This window comes from Vagococcus penaei (genome assembly GCF_001998885.1).
In the GTDB taxonomy this organism is placed as follows: domain Bacteria; phylum Bacillota; class Bacilli; order Lactobacillales; family Vagococcaceae; genus Vagococcus; species Vagococcus penaei.
In genome coordinates, this window is the sequence record NZ_CP019609.1 from 199,178 (window position 1) to 216,415 (window position 17,238).

General features: G+C 34.0%; 12 protein-coding genes and 1 pseudogene. All 13 read right to left on the reverse strand.

The window, feature by feature from the left end; translation table 11 throughout:
* Positions 1–50: 50 nt before the first annotated feature.
* Positions 51–2,384, reverse strand: a complete 2,334-nt coding sequence (locus BW732_RS00920) for a cation-translocating P-type ATPase (protein ID WP_126844248.1) — start codon at positions 2,382–2,384, stop codon at positions 51–53.
* Between the two features lie 149 nt (positions 2,385–2,533).
* The gene (locus BW732_RS00925; protein ID WP_077275026.1) at positions 2,534–3,415 is read right to left on the reverse strand and encodes an ABC transporter ATP-binding protein; all 882 of its coding nucleotides are present in this window, start codon (positions 3,413–3,415) and stop codon (positions 2,534–2,536) included.
* A 25-nt stretch (positions 3,416–3,440) separates the two neighbouring features.
* On the reverse strand, positions 3,441–4,604 hold the full coding sequence (locus tag BW732_RS00930; RefSeq protein ID WP_077275027.1) for a hypothetical protein: 1,164 nt from the start codon (positions 4,602–4,604) through the stop codon (positions 3,441–3,443).
* Complete coding sequence (locus BW732_RS00935; protein WP_077275028.1) at positions 4,601–5,683, reverse strand: hypothetical protein; 1,083 nt, start codon at positions 5,681–5,683, stop codon at positions 4,601–4,603. Before BW732_RS00935 ends, BW732_RS00930 begins: the two co-directional genes overlap by 4 nt.
* A gap of 188 nt (positions 5,684–5,871) precedes the next feature.
* The gene (locus BW732_RS00940) at positions 5,872–7,368 is read right to left on the reverse strand and encodes a CAP domain-containing protein (RefSeq protein ID WP_161485491.1); all 1,497 of its coding nucleotides are present in this window, start codon (positions 7,366–7,368) and stop codon (positions 5,872–5,874) included.
* A 454-nt stretch (positions 7,369–7,822) separates the two neighbouring features.
* Positions 7,823–9,004 carry a PASTA domain-containing protein gene (locus BW732_RS00945; RefSeq protein ID WP_077275030.1) on the reverse strand — a complete coding sequence of 394 codons (1,182 nt, stop codon included), beginning with the start codon at positions 9,002–9,004 and terminating at the stop codon, positions 7,823–7,825.
* A 129-nt stretch (positions 9,005–9,133) separates the two neighbouring features.
* The gene (gene glyS, locus BW732_RS00950) at positions 9,134–11,206 is read right to left on the reverse strand and encodes a glycine--tRNA ligase subunit beta (RefSeq protein ID WP_077275031.1); all 2,073 of its coding nucleotides are present in this window, start codon (positions 11,204–11,206) and stop codon (positions 9,134–9,136) included.
* A gap of 1 nt (position 11,207) precedes the next feature.
* A complete protein-coding gene (gene glyQ, locus BW732_RS00955) occupies positions 11,208–12,107 on the reverse strand; it encodes a glycine--tRNA ligase subunit alpha (protein WP_077275032.1) in 900 nt (299 codons plus the stop codon).
* A 269-nt stretch (positions 12,108–12,376) separates the two neighbouring features.
* Positions 12,377–13,135 (reverse strand): DNA repair protein RecO, encoded by a 759-nt coding sequence (recO, locus tag BW732_RS00960; protein WP_237301596.1) that lies wholly within the window; start codon positions 13,133–13,135, stop codon positions 12,377–12,379.
* 95 nt (positions 13,136–13,230) lie between these two features.
* Positions 13,231–14,136 carry a GTPase Era gene (gene era, locus BW732_RS00965; protein ID WP_077275034.1) on the reverse strand — a complete coding sequence of 302 codons (906 nt, stop codon included), beginning with the start codon at positions 14,134–14,136 and terminating at the stop codon, positions 13,231–13,233.
* Between the two features lie 22 nt (positions 14,137–14,158).
* A complete protein-coding gene (locus BW732_RS00970; RefSeq protein WP_077275035.1) occupies positions 14,159–14,563 on the reverse strand; it encodes a diacylglycerol kinase family protein in 405 nt (134 codons plus the stop codon).
* A complete protein-coding gene (ybeY, locus tag BW732_RS00975; RefSeq protein WP_077275036.1) occupies positions 14,547–15,023 on the reverse strand; it encodes an rRNA maturation RNase YbeY in 477 nt (158 codons plus the stop codon). Before ybeY ends, BW732_RS00970 begins: the two co-directional genes overlap by 17 nt.
* Positions 15,024–15,025: 2 nt before the next feature.
* Positions 15,026–17,220, reverse strand: a pseudogene (locus BW732_RS11695) (HD family phosphohydrolase).
* Between the last annotated feature and the right edge of the window lie 18 nt (positions 17,221–17,238).

The window sequence follows — 17,238 nt, forward strand, 5'->3', positions numbered from 1 at the left end:
CTACATTGTACATTATACCATAGATTCAGTATTTTAGTAAATCAATTAAACTACTTTTGACGGTATTCTTTTTTTATTAATAGTTTGTCTAAGATTATTTTTAGAACTAGTGAAACAATCACTAAACCAATAAATAATGGTAAAAGTGAGATTGGTAGTAAACTAATTTCTAACAAACCCTTAAAGAGCATTGCTGCCACATAAGTACCAATAATCGTTGTTGTAGCTAAGAAAAGACGCAAAGGATTGAATGGTAAACATGCTTTAACTACTGCCATACAACTAACCGCAATTAACATGTAGTACATTAACGTAGTTGTTGTAACTTGTGACCACGAGTTGGCTTGACCTAATAGCATTATTACCACGATATTCATAATCACTAACAAAGCATTCGGTAATGCGCGACGTAACGCTGTTGGTAAAAATTTTGTTGTAATCTTTCGTTTGTCATTTTCAAATTGTAAGAAGAAAGCTGGGTATCCTTCAATTGCCAAATCAAGTAATGTAATTTGAATTGGAATAAACGGAAAAGCAATAGCGCTTAGCATACAAATGACAGACAAAATAAGTGAATAGATTGTCTTAATGAAGAAGATACTTGCTACCTTAGTCACGTTATTGACGACACGACGCCCTTCAAACAAGACATCGGGTAATGTAGTAAAATCAGAATTTAGTAACACAATATTGGCGAGTTGTCTTGTTGCACTATCACCTTCAGCCATTGCAATACTGCAATCAGCTTCTTTTAAAGCGAGCATATCATTCACACCGTCACCAGTCATCGCCACAACATGGCCTTGCCTTTTTAGTTCTTCAACTAAAATTTTCTTTTGTTGTGGCGAAACACGACCAAACACCTTATACTCATTGACTAATTTTCGCACCTCATCATCTGATGTGACCTTCGATAAATCAATAAACAATTCATAATTTTCTAAGCCAGCCCGACGTGCCACATTTGACACAGTAACTGGATTGTCCCCAGAAATCACTTTGATATCAACGCCTTCATCACGAAGATAAGCTAAAGTTTCATTAGCATTTTCACGAATCGGATCATCAATCGTTAAAATAGCTAATGGTTGTAAATCAGGTAGTTGTTCTTCAGTTAATGCGGCTGACTCGCTGATTCCTACCATTAATACTCGATAGCCTTCTTTTTGAGCATCAATGACTTCTTTTGGTATTTCTTTATCACCAAACAAACGCTCAGGAGCACCCATCGCAACTGTACCTAGATTATCAAAAAACATCGCTCCCCATTTTCTATCGGAAGAAAAAGGAACAGTATTCAGACTAGTATAAGCAGTATTGGTCGGGAAATAATCACGAATCGCGCGCATCGTAATATTATTATCTGTGGATTGCGTCATATAACTACCCATCATCGCTTGAAATTGATCCGTTTCCATGTCATGTAACATAGTCACATCTTGAACACGCATTTTACCTTCTGTAATTGTCCCAGTCTTATCAAGACAAATAACATCAACATGAGCTAGCGTCTCGACTGAATACATATTTTGAACAAGCACACGTTTTTTAGCTAATTTAGCCACAGCAGTTGCTAAAGCAATACTAATGAGTAAAACCAATCCTTTCGGTAACATACCTAGTAACGCGCCGGCAGAGGTAACTACTGATGACTTCACATCTGAATCTCTCAAAAATAGTGCCTCGCAAAATAAAATCAATCCAATTGGAACAATAATAAAACTTGTAAATTTAGAGACTTTACGAATGGATGAGACTAATTCAGACGTAATTGGTTTATGTACTTTGGCTGCATTGGCAATTTTAGTAGCATAATTATCTTGACCAACGTGAATAACCTTTGCATAACATTGACCACTTGAAATAAAACTACCTGATAGCAATTCACTATCAACTACTTTTTTAATTAAGTCAGATTCGCCAGTTAAAAGCGACTCATTTGCTTCAACAACACCTTGACAAATCACCATGTCTGATGGCACTTGTTCACCAGCATTAAGCTTGACGATATCATCTAATACAATATCTGCTGATAAAACAGGAATTTCTTGCCCATCTCGAATCACAATCACTTTGTCCTCATTGACAATTGATAATTTTTCAACCAAATTACGCGCACGTATTTCTTGAATAATACCAATCACACAATTGACAATAATAATGACCATGAAAAATAAATTACTGAAGGCACCAACTAAAGCCAAACAAATGGCAATCACTAAATTGAGAAAATTAAACAAGGTAAAGACGTTATCTTGGATAATTTCCCGATTCGTTTTGGCGACATTCTCTTCATAATTATTTTGCTGACCAGCTTCTTGACGTTTTATAACATCACTGGCACTTAATCCTGTTAGTTTTGTTTTCATTCTTTCTTTTATCATTCCTTTACCTCTAAAAATAAAAATGCCTATCTGTCCTATTATATCTTTAATAATAGTAAAAATAAACCTGCAAATCACATCTCTTATAAGAATATCATTTAAAAAAACCAGTGTAACATCAAAAATACTCTGACATTACACTGATTTTATTATTTTAGATATTTTAATTTATAAGTATCTGTTAAGTCCATTGGTTGAACACTATAGGACATAATATCCAAATCGTCCAAATGATTAATCAATAATTGTCGGTACTCTTTTTGACTGACATCTACTAATACAGCATGGTCAATCTCTATCGGAAACATCTCAACGCCAACTTTTTCTACTAATAACTCGTAATCAACCTTTGATAACTTCAAGTAAATAGCATTGTCTTCTTGTTGATCAGCTGTAAATAATTCAAGTTGACCATTTTCAATAAAAAAGATTCGGTCCGCATACTGATGCAAATTTTCTAATAAATGTGACGCAATCAAAATAGTCTTACCTTCTTGGCGTTTTTCATCAATGACTTCCGAAATCAACTCGACATTATTAGGGTCTAATCCGTTCATTACCTCATCCATTAACATAATTTGGGTATCACAAGCAATTTGCATAGCAAAACATAGTCGCTGTTTCATCCCTAGTGAATAAGTCTTTACTTTCTGACCAACATAGTGTGACATGCCTAAACGTGCGACTAATTGTTTTAAATTAATCTTTTTAGCCTTCCAAATACCTTTGTACATTTTTAGATGTTCCCAACCTGTTAAATGCGCATATAAATCATTTTGATCAGGCATGATGGAAATCATCCGATAAATTTTCATTCGTGTTTTCTCGTTTTTATAGGTTAGATGCTGATCGAATGTGATTGTCCCAGATTGAACAGCGACATGATTCATTAAGGCATTTAAGAGTGTACTCTTTCCTGTACCATTAGGTGCAACTAGACCAACTACTTCCCCAGAAACAAACGTCATAGAAATATCTTGTAAGATTTTTTTCTTACCATAAGAGACGTTTACTTTGTTCAATTCAATCATTTAATTCCCTCCATCACTTTATTCTCTAGACAATTCGTTTTTTGCGAGTGACAAGCCATAAGAAACCTAGTAAAACTATTAATGTTACACTCAACACTTGAAGACCTAGGAAGTGATTATCCACTGGCAATAACCATGTGAAACATCGATACCCCGTCAACACTTCACCAATTCGAGTATAACTTGTTGGCAACCATGCAATAATCGGATAAATATCACCGAATCCTACCTTGTTATAACTAATATCAACAAACGGAATCACACTTAATACTAATAACAATATGACCTCATTTTTAATCCATAAACCTAATAACAAACTGAGCACAATCAAGCACAAAATCCACAGTAACATATAGAGTGAAAAGTAGCCTAGATAGGTTTGAATAGAGAGAGTTTTCGGTACTACATCACGATACAATATGCTTACTGGAAGATGTAATGACCCAAAACCATTTGTCATACCAATCCCAATAAACCCACTTGCCAAAGGAATTAAACTCACTAAAACTCCAAGAAATGTCACACTAATTTTGGTTAGCAATCGTTTAGTCTGCGAAATAGGGATATTAGAATGGATACTGTAATGCTTCCGGTCCTTACTAATTAAATCCATTGAAAAAAATAATGTCACAAGCATAAGCAAGACAGGTAACCAATAAAAAGTCGCACGGACCAGTGATTGCCATGCTGTTTTATCATTCAATACATTCAACGTCAGATATTTTTTTTGTGCAGGCTGGCTATAGGCAAGCATCTTTGTCTTATTCGACTCTCTACCAAAATACTCATCCATGTTGGCATAGTAGTTTCCATAAGTATAATAACGCGGATTTTTATACTTAGGAGTTTCTATTTCATACCATTTTGCCGTATTTTCGGCATATTTTTGCCATTCTTCTTTTTCAAGTGCATCTAGTCGATTCTTGTCTACCTCAATAATTGGTGGCCACAACGTCAATACCATACGAACTTCTGGATGCAAATCGTCATTTGGATTAATACGATTAACAAATTTTTCACGATTATTTACCCGTGCAGAGATCTCAGATGGTAAAACTTCTTCTTTTGAATGGTAATTCGCTTCAATATTAAGCCAATAAAATAAAGAAAAACAGAACAATAAAAGATAGATGGCAATATTTTTTTTACTTAGAAAAAAGCTCCGACATTCAAACTTAAAATAGGTCATCGTGTTCCCACCTTTCGTACCAATGTAATCACACCTATCAGCAATATAGAGGCAACAAATAAATAAACAGTTCCACCAAGTGGGTTAATCACCGATGATAAAAAGCGTCCCTCGAATAGTGCTGTCGGCATTAAATAATACCCAATAAAGGCAGGCGTTAACTTATCGGAATAACCGATAAACAGGGTTAACACGTAGAGTGCTAATTCTAAGAGTAATGTTAAAGAAAAATTCTTCGTTAGTTGATTGAATAAAATAGAGAGTAAGAATGTGAAAACCAACATGATTATTAAGTAGATTATAAAGCCTATTAGCCACTGCCAATAATTAATAATGACAAAATCTAATAAGTAGACTATCTCTTTATAACTAAAGTCATTTACTGGATCTCCATAAAATTGTGTTAAACCTAAAGATGTAATGAAAATCAAAAGAAAACCTACTAAGCTGAGAATTAGTAAGACACAAAATTTCCGAAACATCCGCTGACTAAAGCGATATGGCTGGCCTTTAATAATTGATGAATGATTTAAATCATCTTCAAGTACACGCGACGTTAACGCTGCACAAATAGCAAACCAAACAACACCAATTGCTGAGAATACAACGATTAAAAACGCCCCAATCGATACTGGCTTAAGAATATAAGGTTGGTTATGCTCTTTTAAATAGCTAAATAACTGAAATTTTTTTTCTGTTTGATAAGCTGGTGCTTGAAAATCTGCTATCTTATCATAATCTGGATTAGTTTGCAGGGTCTTCTTCAACGACTCTAATTCATAACTGACATCTTTAAACTTGTCTGGTTCGTTAAACAAGACACTATTGTATTGCCGAGCTAGCAAAGACTCCTCTTGAACTAACCCTTGATACATACTATCACCCAGTTCGACATCTACTTTTTCATATTGCATCAATAGCGCCTCGACTTGGATGGTATCTAGTCGATTTTCTTGATAAAATCCACCGAACAATTCTTTTTTTAAGCCAATGAATAAAACTAATGGCAAAATCACACAAAAGGTTAAAAAGAATAGAACCAACGGCTGTTTTATCTCTTTAATAAATTCAAATCTCACCTCAACAACTCCTAACTTTCTAGCATTTTCATTAGTATAACATTAAAAATAAATGAGTTAAAGATGTTATTAACTAATAAAAAAACAAAAGTTAGATAATCAGAGTGAATAATTATAACAGCATCGTCTTTTATTGACTGATACAATAAAAAAGAGCTGGAAATTTTTCCAACTCTTACAATTATTTTTTAACCTCGATAAGGGGTATATAATAGCGTAACACCATAATAAGCTTCACCGTTAATATAAACCGCAACAGCCATTTCTTCAAACTTTCGATTTAACATATTTTCATTATGACCTTGACTATTTTTCCAACCATTAAACATTTTATTGGCTAAATAATCAGCATCTACAGTTTTATTCGTAGTATATTTTAAAATATTTTCCCCACTTGTTTGAAATTCAGGAACACCTGTCTCACCTAATACCGTGCTAAAATGAGCCCCATCCGGACGCGTATGAGAATAATATGTTTCTAGTTCCTCTGCTCTAACTCTAGCTGCACCAGATAATCGCTGACGACTTTTTAGATGTGGACGTCCATTAGCTTGACGGTGACGATTGATCATACTAGTTACTTTTTGTTCAACTTCAGCTTCTAAAGCCGTTGTTTGATTAGACTCATCTACATAGTCACTCACCTTATTAGCTTCCAAATAACCCTGCCACTTACCTTGACTATCAGATAAAGAATAATATGTAGTACCATTCATATGATGATATTTACCCGTTGCTTTCAGCTTTTTACCAACAAGATTCGATAATCTATTTCGATTGTTCCAGTTAAAATCATTGTAGGTATATCCATTCTGTGTATTAACTTCAACAAAGCGATTCTCACGATGCCATGGACCTTGAGGCGTCCCTTCTCGTGTAAAGTTTGAGTTAATATAGCCTTGCCATTTACCATTTGAATACAATGAATAATATATAAAACCGTTTTGGTGGTGATATTTTCCAGTGACTTTATACTCTTTACCATAGATGTTATTACTAGATTGGCGAACATCCCAATCAAAATTATTATAAATTGATTGATTGTAACTAACGACCGTGACTGTTTTATTTTCTTTGATCCAAGGACCTTGAGGCGTCCCTTCTCGTGTAAAGTTTGAGTTAATATAACCTTGCCATTTACCATTTGAATACAATGAGTAATATATAAAACCATTTTGGTGGTGATATTTTCCAGTGACTTTATACTCTTTACCATAGATGTTATTACTAGATTGGCGAACATCCCAATCAAAATTATTATAAATTGATTGATTGCGACTAACGACCGTAACTGTTTTATTTTCTTTGATCCAAGGACCTTGAGGATCTGCATTTTGAACAAAATTGGCATTAATATAACCACTCCAACGATTATTCTCATAAAGAGAATAATAAGTAAATCCATTCTCATGATTATACTTTCCTGTTACTTTATATATTTTATTATAGACATTATTAGTAGATTGACGAAATTTCCAGTTGAAATCATTATAAATATTTTGGTTTCTAGCCGAAATCTTGACAACTTTATTTTCTCTAATCCAAGGACCTTGAGGCGTTCTTGCGGCTTCGACATGATATGTTTGTAGGCTAACCGGAACAATTTCTGTATTCGCAATGCCAAACAAACTAACTAAGGTAGCAGAACTTACTAAGATTAAGCTTATTTTTTTATTATTTTTCATGATCCTATCTCCTTTTAATAGTTTCATTCGTTAGATATTAACTGGTATAGCTTTCATCAACGTAATTAAAATTATCCTGCAATAATGACTATCAAAAATCTACATTTCATAAATGAGTTACTTAAATAGTTTTAATCGGCCATAATTAGCAATTCACAAGATATTACACATTAATCTAAAGACTATTGATGTGATAATGAACTAATATTTTGTATTAGCCTACTTTAATAATCGGTAAAATATTAAATAACTTTATAGTAAAAATTAAAAAATTTACTTCTTTTTCAATTATAAAAAAAATCAAAATAACTACCCTTTTATGTTATTATAACATACCAAAAAAGTTATTTAAAGTATACTTTTATTTATAATGTACTTTTACCACATAACAAATGTTGATTAATTAAAAAAATAATAGACAGATTGCTACAAACATTTTGTAGTAATCTGTCTATTATTTTTCGTTGTATTCACAATAAAAAGATGGATCAGCTGTGTAATCAGTGTATCCAGTACTGATTCCAAATTTCACATGAAAATCAAGAGGTATATATTGGTTAAACTTATTCATTTCCACAATACTACCCTTTGAATAACTTGATGGAACGTCATAAGTTTGAAACGTTACTTTGGCACCTTTTGATGTAAAATCACGTTCAATAAGACATGGAATATCTTGTTCCATTTGACCAAAATAAGCTGGCAAATATGGTCTACCAATCGAATAAACGAGATTAATCAGTGGGTTAGGATACTCATCTAAATCGATAACTTCCCCTTTTTTTGGTAACTGACTAATTAGTTTTCCATATGGAATAGTTTCTGAAAAACGCTCTTGAATAGTCACTTCTTTTAAGCGACTACTATCAGCCTTTAACTCAGATAGAGACTTTTGACTATAATCTGGTACTGTTAGCTGAGGACGTTTTTTAGAAATTGTCACATGTAGCACTGTATTAAGGTTCACTAACGTTTCTGGTAAGATGGACTGATTAATCACCGTATCCACTGGTGCTGTAGATTCAACATTAGTCATAGTCACATTGATTCGGTGCAGTTTTGCCCATGACTGTACATCTGCACGTGATTTACCTTTAAAATCAGGTAAATCAACTAAATCAGCTTTTTCAGGCTTTTGTGTACTCACAAGTAACGTGAGCGATTGATTAACAGAATCAACTGTTTGCTTCAGAACTTGACCATTTTTTTGATTCGGAATAAAAACGTCTTGCGTTGTTATAGGAATATCATATTTTTCGCTCCATTTTTTTGCCACTTGTATTGATTTAGTCGTAAAATCAGGAATCGCGATTGGTTGATAGCAATTTATCAAAATGGTCATCATACCTGTAATTAGAGCAAGTAAAACTAAAAGCGGTAAATAAGGATGCTTTTTAGGCGGTGCCATAACATTAGATGTTTGCGAGTGGTTATTTGATGTTTTCTTGCGTTTTTTACGAATTCTATGAACAACTTGACCAGCGTCATTTAAATAATACATATCATCATCTGAGATAGCATTTACTATTTGAGTAGAGACAGGCTCGTTTTGAGTTAGCGTATGAGTACGACGTCGTTTTTTCCTTACACGACGAGTCATAGGTTTTTGATTGAAAGGGTCCTGACTATTTTCCACTAAGTTTTTTACCTCCTTTTCATCATTATTCCTCTTTTATCATACCATTTTTTACTTAGCTAAACTATATAAAAAGAGACTAAAACCTTATGTTTTAGTCTCTTTACTTAGCTAGACTCAATTAACTAGCTACTTAACAATTAAGCGTTCTAAATTTGCAATTGACATTGATAGACTCGCAATCTTAGACAATTGATTTAATCGATTTTGTTTGATAGCCTCGTCATCTGCCATAACCATAGTATCTTCAAAATACGCTTCAATAAGCGGTGTCAGTTCTTGTAATTTAGTGAAACGCTCAGCCAATGATAATTCAGTAACTTCATGTTCAATTTGTACCACAGCATGATACAAATCTTTCTCTGCAGTATTTTCGAACAAATCTGGATTAACACTAAATTGTTCCGCTGTATTTTTCGCTGAAAGATTTAAGACACGAGTTAGTGATTCAACAGCAGGTTTAAAATTGTGGTTTTCTGAGTGTTCTTTTAACAAATGAGCTACTTCAAACATTTTTGTGACATCGTCTTGCTTACTCTCGATAACTGCTTCAATAATATCGTGACGTAATTTTTTAGCAAGCAACCATTGTTTTACACGCGATTTCATGAAAGCTGGAATATGTCTTTCCTCATCAGATAATTCAATTCCAAAAACTGCTTGATTTTGATTAATCAATGTTTGGATATCTGTTTCAATTGCTCCAATAGGGAATGACCATTTTTTATCTTCTAAAATTCGAATAATTCCATAAGCTTGACGTCTAAGTGCATACGGATCATTTGACCCCTTAGGTACCAATCCAACTGTAAAGAAGGTCATTAGACTATCTAATTTATCTGCTATTGCTAAGACTGCGCCAATATTAGAAACAGGCAACTCGCTATCACTAGAATTAGGCAAATAATGTTCTCTAATAGCTTGAGCAACAGTTTCCTTCTCACCGTGAATAAGTGCATATTTCTCACCAATAATCCCTTGTAATTCTGGGAATTCATTTACCATATTTGTCATTAAATCAAATTTATAAATGTCGCTAGCTCGTTTTAAGTCAGTTAATTCTTCTTGTGTTAAACCAACTTTTTGACCAATCACTTGTGAAATTAACGAAACACGCTGCATTTTTTCATAGATTGACCCAATTTTAACATGGAATGTCACATTTTTTAATTTATCAACACATGACTCGATACTTAATTTTAAGTCTTCATTATAGAAAAATTCAGCATCTTCTAAACGTGCACGTAATACTTTTTCATTTCCACGAGCAACATTGTCAATAAATTCGGTATTACCATTTCTAACAGCCACAAAATGATTTTGCAGTTGATGCTCTTGATTAAGTACTTCAAAGTAACGTTGATGCTCTTTCATTGATGTTATTAGCACTTCAGATGGTATTACTAAGTACTTATCATCAAAGGTACCAACAAACGCTGTTGGATACTCAACAATATTATTAACCTCTTCTAATAAATTAGTATCTAAAGGAACAATCCATTGATTGTCGCTCTCAATTTTCTTAATTTGTTGCTCAATTAATGCTTTACGTTTAATCGGATCAACTAATACAAATTCTTTTTCTAACTGCTTTTCATAATCAGCAGCATGTGTAATCATTGTACTTTGACCTAAGAAACGGTGTCCACGACTTACACGATCACTTGGGATATCAAAAATTGACATTGGGATTACCTGATTATCAAGTAAGGCAACAATCCAATGTACAGGTCGAATAAATTTGTAACTGAAATCTGCCCAATGCATTGAAACTGGGAAAGTCATCGCTTCGACGATTGAAGATAGTCCAGGTAGAATATCAGCAACTTGCTGCCCTTTTTCTTGCTTTATAGCATAAACATAGTCAACACCTTTTAATTCTTCGAAAAACAAATCATCCGCTGTGACACCTTGGCCACGAGCAAAACCAAGAGCAGCTTTTGACCAATTTCCGTCTGTATCCAAGGCAATTTTTTTAGCTGGACCTTTAGCTTTTTCAGAAATATCCGTTTGCTTATCTGCTAAATCATTTACTCGAATTGCTAAGCGTCTAGGAGTTGAAAAAGCATCAATTGATGAAAAAGTTAAACGATGATCATTTAAAAAATCAGTTACTCGCTCAACTAATTGATTCATACTCGGGGTTACTAAATGAGCGGGAACTTCTTCTAAACCGACTTCTAATAAAAATTGTTTTGTCATCTTACGCTTCCTCCTCAGTTTTTTGTTGTAATAATGGGAATCCTAATTTTTCACGTTCTGCCACAAAGGTCTTCGCTAGCTCTCGCGCCATTTTACGAATACGTGATAAATATCCAGCACGTTCTGTTACTGAAACCGCACCACGAGCGTCCAACAAATTAAAAGCATGGCTACATTTTAAAACAAAGTCATAAGCTGGATGAACTAATCCTTTGTCAATACAACGTGTTGCTTCTGCTTCATACATATTAAATAAGTTTAACAACATCTCCTGATTACTTTCATCAAATGAATATACTGAATGTTCATATTCTGGTTGGACAAAAATTTCACCATATTTTACACCATGGGTCCACTCTAAGTCATATACACTTTCCACTTCTTGGATATAAGATGCTAAACGCTCTAACCCATAAGTCAACTCTGACGTAACTGGGCGACATTCTAGACCACCAACTTGTTGGAAATAAGTAAACTGAGTAATTTCCATTCCATCTAACCAAACTTCCCATCCTAAACCAGCACAGCCCATAGAAGGATTTTCCCAATTATCTTCGACAAAACGAATATCATGTTGTAATGGATCAATTCCTAAAACTTTTAAACTATCTAAGTACAACTCTTGGATATTTAAAGGTGATGGTTTCATTACCACCTGAAATTGATGATGTTGGTACAATCGGTTGGGATTATCACCATAGCGTCCATCAGCTGGACGTCTTGACGGCTCCACGTAAGCCGCATTCCAAGGTTCTGGTCCAATAGCACGTAAAAAGGTATAAGGACTCATTGTTCCTGCACCTTTTTCGGTATCATAAGCTTGCATCAACATACAACCTTGTTCAGACCAATACTTTTGTAGCGCTAAAATCATTTCTTGCACAGTCAATTTCTGACTCATTTAAAATTCCTCCTTTATAATGTAAACAAAAAGTCCCTATGTCTAATACTAAACGCATTAGACATAGGGACGATAAATCGCGGTTCCACCCTACTTCTGATAAATTCATCAGCAGCTTCATTAACTTTACTCAAGAGGGCCTTCATCATAATTATTAGTATATGGCTCACACTCACCCATACTCGCTAAAACTAACTCATCACAACTACTTATCTCTATCAACGTAAATGATTCAATTAAATTAATCTTAATGATTGATTGATTGTTTGTCAATCATTTTTTTTCAAATCCGGTTTCAACACAGTCTCCCAGTTTTTCATTTGATCAATAAATTTTTTGCTTTTCAAGTGAATTCCTACATAATCCTCATACAAGGAATCAATCACCTGACGTATATCCGTCTTCGTTTCTTCTGATAATTTAATTTGATTAATCTGATTATAGCTAATTGCCGAGAAAACTCGTAAAAAATGGACTGCACGACTATCAAAATGGCTTCGACGCTCATCTCGATGCCAATCATTTTCACATAGAATCCCGTGAAAACTATCTGAATAATCAAATTTACCTTGTGTTGCTCCACAGATAGCACATTTTCGCCAATTAATGGCAATTCCAAAGCGTTGCAATAGTTCGATTTCAAAAATGGACGTAATCACTTCAGCATCACGAGTCTCATTTAACAGTGATAATGCTTGTTTCGTAAAACCATATAATGCTGGATCCGGCTGGTTATCTTCAATCGCAACATCAACCAAATTCAAAATATATGTAGCATAAGCCGAAATAAAAATGTCTTTTTGGATAGTAAAAAACGGATGAACATCTTTCACACTATTTAAAAAAGACAACCCATCAGGTCGTAAATCCATAATGTAATTTGCTTCAGTAAATGGTTGGATAGCCGGATTTAACGGATTGTTTTTTTGATGGGCTCGTCTTACAAAAAACATGCGTTTACCATGTGTCTCAGTAAAAATCTTAACTAACTTATCTTTTTCACGATAATTTTTTGCGAATAATACCATACCACACGCTTCAATTTGCTGTCCCGTAATTTTCACCACCATTTCTATTAATGAATGAAAGAAAACATGGGTCTCCCCATGTTTTCACAACGTGCTTAATAATCCATCTCACGGTACCCAAAATTTTGTAAGTCTTTGCGTTTATCACGCCAATTTTTTTGGACTTTTACCCATACTTCTAAAAAGACTTTATTACCTAACAAGTTTTCAATATCTTTACGTGACCGTGTCCCAATCTCTTTTAGCATTTTACCACCTTTACCGATGATGATACCTTTTTGACTATCACGTTCAACAATAATTGTTGCTTGAATATGAATTTTATCATATGGATCTCGTTGCATACTCTCAGTCACCACAGCCACCGAATGTGGTACTTCTTGTTCCGTTAATTGTAAGACTTTTTCACGGATTAATTCTGACACAATAAAATACTCAGGATGGTCAGTCACCATATCTTTAGGATAGTATTTTGGTCCCTCAGGCATATGGTCAATTAAAACATTTAAAAGATTCGGAACATTATTACCTTCAGTTGCAGAAATTGGTACAACTTCAGCAAAATCAAATTCTTGACGATAATCTTCAATGATTGGTAATAACTCATCAGGGTGAACAGTATCAATTTTATTAATAACTAGGTAGACAGGAGCAGATACTTTGCGTAAACGCTCAATAATGAAATCATCGCCCCGTCCACGTGGTTGGTCCGCACTAACCATGAATAAAATGACGTCAACTTCACGTAAAGCGCTATAAGCTGTCTCTACCATGAAATCACCTAATTTACTTTTTGGCTTGTGAATTCCTGGTGTATCAATAAAAACTAATTGGGCCTCATCAGTCGTGTAGACCCCTTGAATTTTGTTTCTTGTTGTTTGAGCTTTGTCACTCATTATGGCAATTTTTTGTGCAACAATTCGATTTAATAACGTTGATTTTCCAACGTTAGGACGCCCGATAATGGCAACAAAGCCTGATTTAAATGATGAGTCAGTCAATTGCTTATTCCTCCTAATAAATTTAGTTGATTAATTTTAACAGTGTAAAACATTTTGGTAAAAAAATGATGATACCAACTATTAACGCATATAGAGAGATGATTAAAACCGCTCCTGCAGCGATATCTTTGGCTTTTTTAGCTAACGGATGATACGTTTGGTTTGTCACTAAATCGACAGTTGTTTCAATCGCGGTATTAAGCATTTCAGCAAATAGTACTAAGCCAATACAACTGATTAAAAAAAGCCACTCAATTCGTGATACTTGAAAAACAAAGCCAAGTACTAATACTATTACGCCTAAAATCAAGTGATAACGCATATTACGTTCGGATTTGATTGTACAGCGAATACCATTTAGCGCATAATAAATAGCTTGATAAATGTGTTGATTTTTTTTGATTTGGGGTTTATCTTTTAAGACCATACTCGGCCAAAATCTTTCGTTGTAAATCAAACATTTCTTTTTCTTCGTCTTCAGTCAGATGATCGTAACCATTTAAATGAAGAAAACCATGGACAACCAGAAAGCCTAGCTCACGCTCAAATGAGTGTTTGTATTCCGTAGCCTGCTCAACAATTTTATCAAAAGATACAATGATATCCCCGATATTTCGAGGAATATCAAAATCATCCCATTCAATCGCTAGCTCATCATCTGTTTCATCCTCAATCGCAAAACTAATCACATCCGTTGGCATGTCTTTTTCCCGATACGTTCGATTAATTTCTTGAATTGCTGCATTATCGACAAAAGTAACAGACATTTCCGTATCTTCAGCTAAATTTAATTCTGGTTGTTTTGATGCAAAGTCTAAAAGGTTTAAGACTAATTGGTGTTGTTCATCAGTTAGATACGCTGATTCATCAATTAAAGTAATCTCCATAGTTAAATCTCTCTCTCTTCTTGTTCTTGTTTCATTTTTACTGCTTCTGATTTCATTTTTGGATACTTAATTCGTGAGTGGAAAGTACTACATAGTCCATTAACAATTGAATTTTCAATAATCTTCAACTCTTTCAAAGTTAATCCCGAATCCACTAACTGACCATCTTCTATACGTGATTGAATTAGATTATGGACAAACTCACGGATTTTTTCGTTGGTTGGATGATCCATTGCGCGAACGGCAGCTTCAGAGCTATCTGCAATATTCACAATACCAGCCTCTCGACTCTGTGGAATTGGTCCAGGGTAACGAAATGAAGACTCTTGTGTATCAGCATTCCGCTCTTGTTCTTTAATATAAAAATATTTCATTAACGTTGTACCATGATGCTGTTGACAAACATCAATAACAAATTGGGGCATTTTAGCATCTTTAAGAATCTTTACACCATCAGTTACATGTCCAAAAATAATTTCTTTACTATCCGATGGTAATAAGAAATTATGAGGATTATCTGCACCATCTGGTAAATTTTCAACGAAAAAGTTAGCATGCTTTATTTTTCCAATATCGTGATAATAGCAAGCAACACGTGTTAATAAAGACCGCCCACCAATTTCAGCAACCGCATTCGCACTTAAACTAGCAACCATCATACTATGATGATAAGTTCCTGGTGCTTCTTCTAATAATCGTTTTAACAATGGATGATTTGGATTACTCAACTCATTTAAAACAATGACGCTATCATCATTAACCACCAATTCAATATATGGGTACAAACCTATTGATAAAACGAATGAGAACAGTCCGCTAGCACCAGCCATAAAAATATTTGTGACAGTTTTGCTATCCGTAATTCCCATGCCTTGATAGGATGTCAGAACTAAAACAAAAAGAATAGGTAAAATCATTAACAAAAATGAAGCGGACTTAAGTTGACTATTTATTCTTTTTCGACTTAAGAAACTAGCGATACTACCACAGAAAACGTAAAATAAGCAAATCATTAATAATGAGGTCGTTCCAGCAAATCGATAAAAAATAAAAATCGAAAAAATCGCTTGAAAGAGAGTTAAGGTCAAACTCCACTTACGATTAATAAACAAACCAACCATTAATGGCGCAAATGCTGCAGGGTAAATCAAAGCAACAGTACTTAAACCATCCTTTTGGAATAGGTATAACATTTTCATTAATATCACAGAGAATAAAATTGCAGTAGCATACAAGGTTAGAATCCGATTACGCTTGCTTTCTTCTTCATTTTTTAAAATATAAGAGATGATAATAGTCTGTAATAATAACGTAAATACAACAGATATAATTGGATAAATTGATGTTGATTGATTATTTAATCCTAATAATACAATTTTTTCCATCGCCTTAGAATCAATTTGCTCACCTTCGCGTACAATAATTTCACCTTGGTAAATCATGACAGGTTGTGTATTGTTCTTGGCACTTTCCTTCATCTTTTCAGTTGCCTTTTCATTTGCAACTTCATTAATGACAATCGTTCGATCAACAATGCTTTTTAGTAACTGTTGAAGTGAACTTGATAAATTCAAATATTGAATCCGATCAGTAGCAGAATTTTTTTCCATTTGCAAAGTTGAATTACGAATTTTTTTGCCATAACCGTTTTAACCAAGTCACGACTTTCCGCTTCTAATTGCTTTAAGTCATCAGATGATAATTCTAACAACTGTTCATAAAAACGGTCCGGGTATGTTTGAAAATAAGCAATATCACTTTGGTTTAACTTTTCAAATTTTGATTTTAATAAAGGAAGTTTTTCATCAACACTGAGACGATTGACACTATTTTTATCTTTTGCCTTCTCTAAATCCTCTTTGTATTTCGTTTCTGTTTCTCCATTAACTTCTTTGACCATCGAAAAAAGGCTACCGACTAGTGCAACTTGCTGATCTGCTTTATTAGAATCATACGTATATTCAGGTGACACACTTTCCATCGCTAACCGTTGTTTTTCTTCAGTTTCTACTTTATTTTCGATTGTTTTATTAGCCCTGATTGTTTCTTCTGCTAATTGTCCAACCTTAAAATCAACTTGCTTGTGTCGAACACTACCTAATATGACAAAAAATAATACAATGACCAAAACAGTCAAAACCGCGGGAACATACTTCTTACCCATTTTTTCAGGTATTTGTCGAACGTTCAAAGTCATGAATTAGACCTCCTAACT

Excerpts from the sequence above, each read along its gene's own strand:
- BW732_RS00920 (WP_126844248.1), bottom strand. The coding sequence starts at position 2,384 with ATGATAAAAGAAAGAATGAAAACAAAACTAACAGGATTAAGTGCCAGT.
- BW732_RS00925 (WP_077275026.1), bottom strand. The coding sequence starts at position 3,415 with ATGATTGAATTGAACAAAGTAAACGTCTCTTATGGTAAGAAAAAAATC.
- BW732_RS00930 (WP_077275027.1), bottom strand. The coding sequence starts at position 4,604 with ATGACCTATTTTAAGTTTGAATGTCGGAGCTTTTTTCTAAGTAAAAAA.
- BW732_RS00940 (WP_161485491.1), bottom strand. The coding sequence starts at position 7,368 with ATGAAAAATAATAAAAAAATAAGCTTAATCTTAGTAAGTTCTGCTACC.
- glyS (WP_077275031.1), bottom strand. The coding sequence starts at position 11,206 with ATGACAAAACAATTTTTATTAGAAGTCGGTTTAGAAGAAGTTCCCGCT.
- glyQ (WP_077275032.1), bottom strand. The coding sequence starts at position 12,107 with ATGAGTCAGAAATTGACTGTGCAAGAAATGATTTTAGCGCTACAAAAG.
- recO (WP_237301596.1), bottom strand. The coding sequence starts at position 13,135 with ATGGTATTATTCGCAAAAAATTATCGTGAAAAAGATAAGTTAGTTAAG.
- BW732_RS00970 (WP_077275035.1), bottom strand. The coding sequence starts at position 14,563 with ATGGTCTTAAAAGATAAACCCCAAATCAAAAAAAATCAACACATTTAT.
- ybeY (WP_077275036.1), bottom strand. The coding sequence starts at position 15,023 with ATGGAGATTACTTTAATTGATGAATCAGCGTATCTAACTGATGAACAA.